At 74.6% G+C, this 6,349-nt stretch carries 7 protein-coding genes and 1 pseudogene; 3 read left to right on the top strand and 5 right to left on the bottom strand.

The annotated features are described in order from the left end of the window. The 3 genes and pseudogenes from HUW36_RS22930 to HUW36_RS22920 form a co-directional block, all read left to right on the top strand. Window positions 1-565, top strand: a pseudogene (locus tag HUW36_RS22930) (serine/threonine protein kinase); the annotation flags it as partial. 198 nt (window positions 566-763) lie between these two features. Further along, a complete protein-coding gene (locus HUW36_RS22925) occupies window positions 764-1,573 on the top strand; it encodes a metal-dependent hydrolase (protein WP_174530063.1) in 810 nt (269 codons plus the stop codon). Continuing rightward, window positions 1,570-2,472 carry an amidohydrolase family protein gene (locus HUW36_RS22920; protein WP_174530062.1) on the top strand — a complete coding sequence of 301 codons (903 nt, stop codon included), beginning with the start codon at window positions 1,570-1,572 and terminating at the stop codon, window positions 2,470-2,472. The genes HUW36_RS22925 and HUW36_RS22920 overlap by 4 nt, the downstream gene beginning before the upstream one ends. 9 nt (window positions 2,473-2,481) lie before the next feature. Here HUW36_RS22920 and HUW36_RS22915 read toward each other — a convergent pair whose 3' ends face one another. The 5 genes from HUW36_RS22915 to HUW36_RS22895 form a co-directional block, all read right to left on the bottom strand. Continuing rightward, window positions 2,482-2,943, bottom strand: a complete 462-nt coding sequence (locus HUW36_RS22915; RefSeq protein ID WP_246248288.1) for a hypothetical protein — start codon at window positions 2,941-2,943, stop codon at window positions 2,482-2,484. Window positions 2,944-2,995: 52 nt separating this feature from the next. Further along, the gene (locus tag HUW36_RS22910; RefSeq protein ID WP_174530061.1) at window positions 2,996-3,715 is read right to left on the bottom strand and encodes a VOC family protein; all 720 of its coding nucleotides are present in this window, start codon (window positions 3,713-3,715) and stop codon (window positions 2,996-2,998) included. A 97-nt stretch (window positions 3,716-3,812) separates the two neighbouring features. Continuing rightward, window positions 3,813-4,145 carry a TfoX/Sxy family protein gene (locus tag HUW36_RS22905; RefSeq protein WP_174530060.1) on the bottom strand — a complete coding sequence of 111 codons (333 nt, stop codon included), beginning with the start codon at window positions 4,143-4,145 and terminating at the stop codon, window positions 3,813-3,815. Between the two features lie 101 nt (window positions 4,146-4,246). After that, window positions 4,247-4,840: a nucleotidyltransferase family protein gene (locus HUW36_RS22900; RefSeq protein WP_174530059.1), complete on the bottom strand. Its 594-nt coding sequence runs from the start codon at window positions 4,838-4,840 to the stop codon at window positions 4,247-4,249. Window positions 4,841-4,983: 143 nt separating this feature from the next. Then, window positions 4,984-6,349 (bottom strand): bifunctional 3'-5' exonuclease/DNA polymerase (locus HUW36_RS22895; protein WP_174530058.1); only part of this gene is annotated, 1,366 nt, incomplete at its 5' end.

Below are 6,349 nucleotides of genomic sequence, written 5' to 3'. Positions count from 1 at the left end.
CCGTCCGCCCGGGCCGCCCGGCGGGCCCGGCGGCGTGCCGGCCCCGCCGTTTCCCTGCATCCGGCCCGACGTGGCGGGCACACCCGTGCAGAAGGGTCCACCGCCGACGGACCCGGCGGTCACCGTGCCCGCCGGCTGGGTCTGGCCCGCCGACACCGGCGGGTTCCACATCGCCCTGCCCGCCGGCTGGCTCCAGCTCCGCTCGGGCGACACCACCTGCTTCCAGGACCCGGCCACCCGGCGCATCCTCGGCGTCGAGCCCTACCCGGGCGGGGACCCGGTCGGCCGGCTGCGATCCTCCGAGCGGGACCTGACGTCCGCCGGCCGGCTGCCTCAATACCAGAAGGTGCGGCTGGCCGCCGACGGCGACGGCGCGGCGTGGGAGTGCCGGTGGACCGCGCCGTACGGGGAACGCATGCACGCGCTGCGGGTACTGCCCGGCGAGGAGGCCGGATGGACGCTGGGGTGGACCACCTCCGACGCCGACTGGCCCGCCGCGGCCGAGCAGTTCGCGCTGATCCGGGAGAGCATCCGGCCGATCCGGCCCACCCGCACCGCGGGTTGACCGACAGGCGTCTCATCACCGACAGTCAGCGGCTGCGTACCGGGTCGGGGCGACATACTTCCTGGTGATCCGGCGGGCGTCACCGGGTCCACCGGCGCCCCTCCCCAGTGGACCGTCCGGATGATGCCCCGCCGTCGCACGGCCTGACTACAGTGGCGTAGTTTTCTCGATCAAGATCTCTGGGGAGGGCGAGCCGAGATGATGGGACCATCCCACGCGCTGTCCGGCGCGGCGGTGTGGCTGACCGGCTCCTGGGCGCTGGACCAGTTCGCCGACTACCACCAGACGCCGCTGGCGCTGGCGGTGGGCACCGCGGTCTGCGCGGGCGGGGCGCTCTTTCCCGACCTCGACCTGTCCGGCAAGGTCACCCGCAACCAGGGCGGCGCCACCGTGGCCCGTACGTTCGGCGTGTTCAGCCTCTTCGTCGCCGAGGTGATGGAGAAGATCTCCCTCGGCGTCTACTACGCCACCAAGCTCAGCAAGGACCCGCGCCGCAACAACGGGCACCGCACGCTGACCCACACCATCCCGTTCACCGTGCTGGTCGGCTGGGGCACCACCGCGCTCTGCGCCCACTACGGCAAGTGGGCGGTGGTCGGCATCCTGTTCTTCATGATCGGCCTGGCGCTGCGCGGGCTCTTCGACGAGTGGGCGGAACGGGCCGGCTGGGTGGTGGTCACGCTGGTGTCGGCCGCCGCGGCCTGGTTCACGTTCGCCAACCTGCCCGGCGACCGGGGCTATCCGATGATCGGCCTCGCCATGGGTGTGGGCTGCTTCGTGCACATCCTCGGCGACATGATCACCCGGGCCGGCGTGCCGATCCTGTGGCCGATCCCGATCCGACGCCGGATGTGGACCATGGTGGGCCTGCCCAACAAGATCGCGCTGCGCACCGGCAGCAAGGCCGAAACGGTCGTGCTGCGGGCCGCGCTGACCGTGCTGGCCGTGCTCGCCGCGGTGGGGCTGGTCGCGCCGTCGGTGCTGCAACGCTTCGACATCCAGGTGTGACAGGCGCGTTCCCGCCGCCGGCCGAGGACGAGGCGGTGCCGGCGTTCTGGCGGCGACTCGGGCTGCCCGGCCTGGCCGACGTGCACACCCACTTCATGCCGCCCCGGTTGCTGGCCAAGGTGTGGGCCTACTTCGACGCGGCCGGCCCGCTGGTCGGCACCGAGTGGCCGATCCGCTACCGCTGGGACGACGACACCCGGGTCGCGTACCTGGGCCGGCTCGGCGTGCGGACGTTCACCGCGCTGGCGTACCCGCACCGGCCCGGCATGGCCGAGTCGCTGAACCGGTGGACGTTGGACTTCGCGGCGCGTACCCCGGGGTGCCTGCCGTCGGCGACGTTCTTCCCCGAGCCGGACGCGGCCCGGTACGTCGCGCACGCCCTCACCGCCGGCGCCCGGGTCTTCAAGGTGCACGTGCAGGTGGGCGGCTTCCGACCCACCGACCCGGCCCTGGACGCGGTGTGGGGCCTGCTCGCGGACGCCGGCGTGCCGGTGGTGGTGCACGCCGGGCACGCCCCGGTGGGCACCGCGCACACCGGGCCGGAGCCGTTCGCCGCGCTGCTCGCCCGGCACCCCCGGCTGGCCACCGTCGTGGCCCACCTGGGCGCGCCCGACTACGCCGCGTTCCTCGACCTGGCCGACCGGTACGCCGGGGTCCGGCTCGACACCACCATGGCCTTCACCTCGTTCTTCGACCGGTTCGTGCCCTTCCCGCCGACGGAGCGGCCCCGGCTGCGCGAGCTGGGCCTGGCCGGCAAGGTGCTGCTGGGCAGCGACTACCCGAACATCCCCTATCCGTACGCGGAGCAGCTCGACGGGCTGGCCCGGCTGGAGCTGGGCGACGACTGGCTGCGCGCGGTCTGCTGGGACAACGCGGACGCGCTGTTCGACCTGGCCTGAGCCGGCGCCTCAGCGGGCGACGGCGCGTCTGCCCCACCCGACGCGGTCGCGGAGTCGCCCGACGCCACGGGCGGCGAGGGCGTACGCGGCCGTCGGCGGAAGGACCACGAGCGCGACGAGGCCCGCCACGACCGGGACCCGGGCGGCGGGAACGTCCGTGGCGACCGCCGTGGCGAAGGCGTACCCGACGGACAGGACGATCGCGGCCACCCCGGCGAGCGCCGACGTCGCGACCGCTCCCCGGCTCCGGCCGGCCACCTCCCCGACGGCCACGGCGGGCAGGAAGAGCAGCGGCAGCAGCGCCAGACCGACCGCCGCCGCGATCAGCACCAGCAGCGGACCGGCCAGCGGCCCGCCCGGGTCGGCGTCGGTGACCAGCGCGTACGCGAGCAGGCCGAGGTAGCCGACCACCGCCTCGGCGACGACCACGAGCCAGGCGGCGGCCATGCCCACCAGATGACGAACGAACACCAGACCCCTCCCCCGTCCGGGCGAGTGTCCCACGGCTGCCGGGCGTCTCGGGTCAGCGGGACGTCAGCACGCAGAACTCCGTGCCGTCGGGGTCGGCCAGCACCACGTCGTCGGCCGTGTGCCGGCCCACGCCGACCCGGGTCGCGCCGAGCGCGAGCAGCCGGTCGATCTCCGCGTCCCGGTCGCCGCCCGACGGGACGACGTCGAGGTGCACCCGGTCCCGTCCGTCGCTCGGCATCAGTGGCGGGCCGCTCCAGGTGACCTTCGCGCCGCCGCGCGGCGACTGGATCGCGGTCTCCTCGTCCTGGTCCCAGACCAACGGCCAGCCCAGCGCCTCGCGCCAGAAGTAGCCGACCGCCCGGGTGCCGTCGCAGTTCACCGCGCCGATCGGCCCGCAGCCGGCGAGGAAGGTGTTGCCCGCCTCGATGACGCAGAACTCGTTGCCCTCGGGGTCGGCGAGCACCACCTGCCCGTCGTCGGGGCCCTGCCCGATGTCGATGTGCCGCCCGCCCAGGGCCAGCGCCCGGGCCACCGTCTCCCGCTGGTCCTGCGGGGATCCGCTGGTCAGGTCGAAGTGCACCCGGTTCTGCGTGGTCTTCGGATCCGGGTTCGGGAGGAAGCGGACGCGGAAGCCTGTTTCGCCGTCGGGCAGGAGCGCGACCCCCTCGCGCGGGTCGTCCACGATCTCCCGACCCAGCACCCCGGACCAGAACCGGGCCAGCCGCAGCGGCTCCGCCGCGTCGAAGCTGATCGCGAAGAGGTGACTCGTCATCGCGGTGTCCATCTCCGATCGGCCTCCCCGAGCGTCTGTCGACAGGTCGGGAGCGTAGGGCGGAGCGGCGTCACGCGCAGCCGATTATCGGGGCGGGCTACTTCGCCGGCAGGGCCCGGGCGCAGCGGAGGCCCCGATCGACCCAGCGGGCCAGGTCGGCGTCGCGCTCGCACGCGGCGGGCTCGACGGTCACCCAGCCGCGCATCTCCCGCCCGCGCATCACCGTCGCCGTGGCGCCGGGCTCGGCCAGCGCCGCCTCGACCTCGGCCGGATCGACCCGCACCATCAGCCCGCCCGCGCCGCGCACCACCACCGACATGTGCCCGCCCCGCATCATCGCCAGGCCGCCGAACATGCGTCGTTCCGTGATGCCGGGCTCACGCCCGACCAACTCCCGCACCCGGTTCGCCAGGTCCTCGTCGTAGGCCACGGTGACATCCTGGCACCGGGGTCCGACACCCACTGTGCGCGCTTGTTAGGAAGGGGCCCTTCCACTACCGCAGGCGTTAAGAAGGGGCCCTTCCTTCACGCTCAGGCGCCGACGCGCTGCTCGGGGATGGACAGTCCGTAGAGCGCCATCAGTTCGGGGCTGTCGATCCGGCTGCCGTCGGCCACCGAGTCGCAGGCGATGTCCACGATCTGGTCCTTGTGCGCCAGCAGGTACGGCCGGGCGCCGACGTCGGCGCTGGCCAGCGTGGCGATGCCGGACCAGTGCCGGCGGCCGAAGAGCATCGGGTATCCGCGCAGGCCGTCGTAGGTTGCGCAGACCAGCACGTCCGGGTACGGCAGCGCGGTCACCCGGCGGACCGCGGTCGCGGTGAGCCCGGGCATGTCCACCGGGACCACGACGACCGCCTCGATGCCGTCGTCGGTCAACGCGGCCAGCCCGGCCCGGATCGAGGAGCCCACGCCGGTCCCCCAGGCCCGGTTGACCACCACGGTGGCGCCGGTGAGGTCGGTGGTCTGCCGCACCTGCTCGGCCGCAGCGCCCAGCACGACCACGACGTCGGCGCAGCCCGCCTCGGTCATCGTGTCGATCATCTGGCTCACCAGCGGCCGCTCGCCCTGGCGCAGCAACGCCTCGGGGCCGCCGATGCGGCGACCGCCACCAGCGGCGATGATCATTGCAGCGATCCGGTTCAGCGGTGCCCCCTCGACCAGGGGGACGGACCGGGCACAGCCGCGCCCGGTCCGTCCCGTCGTACGCACACCGGACCCAACGAGCACGATCAGGGCCGGGTAGCGGGGCAAATCGGAAAATTGTGGGACTATGCCGCGTCGGCGTAGCAGTCCACCGTGGACAGGTCGAGCGGGAAACGGACCGGGGTGTCGCCGAACAACAGCCGGGTGGCCCGCTCACCGGCCGCGGTCACCGCCTCGGCGACCGCGGCGGCCTGATCGGCCGGGCAGTGCACCATCACCTCGTCGTGCTGGAAGAAGACCAGCTCGGCAGCGGTGCCGGCCAGCTCGGTGCGCAGCGTGGCCAGCAGCGTCGAGGCCCACTCGGCGGCCGTGGCCTGGATGACGAAGTTGCGGGTGAACCGCCCCCGGGACCGCGCCGCCCGGGCCGACGGGCTGTGCGGATCCGCCTCGCCGTCCGGCGTCGCGTCGTCCCCGTCGGCGAACCCGACCGAGCCGGGCGGGCAGGTGCGGCCCAACCACGACCGGACCAGACCGCCGGCCTCACCGGTGCGGGCGGCCGCCTCCACGTAGCCGAACGCGGTCGGGTAGTTCTTCCGCAGCACCGCCAGCGCCGGCACCGCCGCGCCGCCGGTCTGCCCGTACATCGCGCCGAGCAGCGCCACCTTGGCCCGGGGCCGGTCACCACCGAAGGCGTCCCGGGCCAGCGCCGCGTAGAGGTCCCCGGCGCCGCCCGCGGCGGCCAGCCGCTCGTCGCCGGAGACCGCGGCGAGCACCCGCGGTTCGAGCTGGCCCGCGTCGGCCACCACGAACGTCCAGCCCGGGTCGGCCACCACGGCCCGACGGATCACCTTCGGGATCTGCAACGCCCCGCCGCCCCGGGTGGCCCAACGGCCGGACACCACACCACCCGGCACGTACTCCGGGTGGAACCGGCCGCCGGAGACCCAGGCGTCGCGCCAGGCCCAACCGTGCGCCGTCCAGATCCGGTAGAGCTCCTTGTATTCCAGGACCAGCGGCACCGCCGGGTGCTCCACCCCGCGCAGCACCCAGGCCCGCGTGTTGGGCAACTCCACGCCGGCCCGGGCGAACGCCCGCAACAGCTCCGCCGGCGAGTCGGCGTGCAACCGGCGTACGCCGAACGCGGCGGCGATCCGCGCCTGCAGGTCGGCCAGCCGGCGGGGTGGCCCGCCGACCGGCGACGCCTCGCCGAGCAGTTCCGCCAGGATCGCGTCGTGCACGTCGACCCGCCAGGGCAGCCCGGCCGCGCCCATCTCGGCGGCGACCAGCGCGCCGGCCGACTCGGCGGCCACCAGGAGCCGGAACCGGCCGGGATGGGTGGTCGCGGCGATCCGGGCGAGCTGGTCGGCGTACACCCGGGTCAGGGCCGTGACGCCCGGGCCGGCGGGGCCGGACGGCGGCTCGAAGAGCGCGGCCTGGCCGTGGCCGGGCGGCTCCGGCGGGCGGGGCACCGGATCCGGTGGGACCGGCGCG

The sequence above is a fragment of the Micromonospora maritima genome (genome assembly GCF_902825405.1).
GTDB lineage: Bacteria > Actinomycetota > Actinomycetes > Mycobacteriales > Micromonosporaceae > Micromonospora > Micromonospora maritima.
This window is presented reverse-complemented; position numbering and strand designations above follow the sequence as displayed.

What these genes read in the sequence shown, in the direction of transcription:
- HUW36_RS22910 (WP_174530061.1), bottom strand. Translation starts at nt 3,715, where the DNA reads ATGACGAGTCACCTCTTCGCGATCAGCTTCGACGCGGCGGAGCCGCTG.
- HUW36_RS22900 (WP_174530059.1), bottom strand. Translation starts at nt 4,840, where the DNA reads ATGATCATCGCCGCTGGTGGCGGTCGCCGCATCGGCGGCCCCGAGGCG.
- HUW36_RS22925 (WP_174530063.1), top strand. Translation starts at nt 764, where the DNA reads ATGATGGGACCATCCCACGCGCTGTCCGGCGCGGCGGTGTGGCTGACC.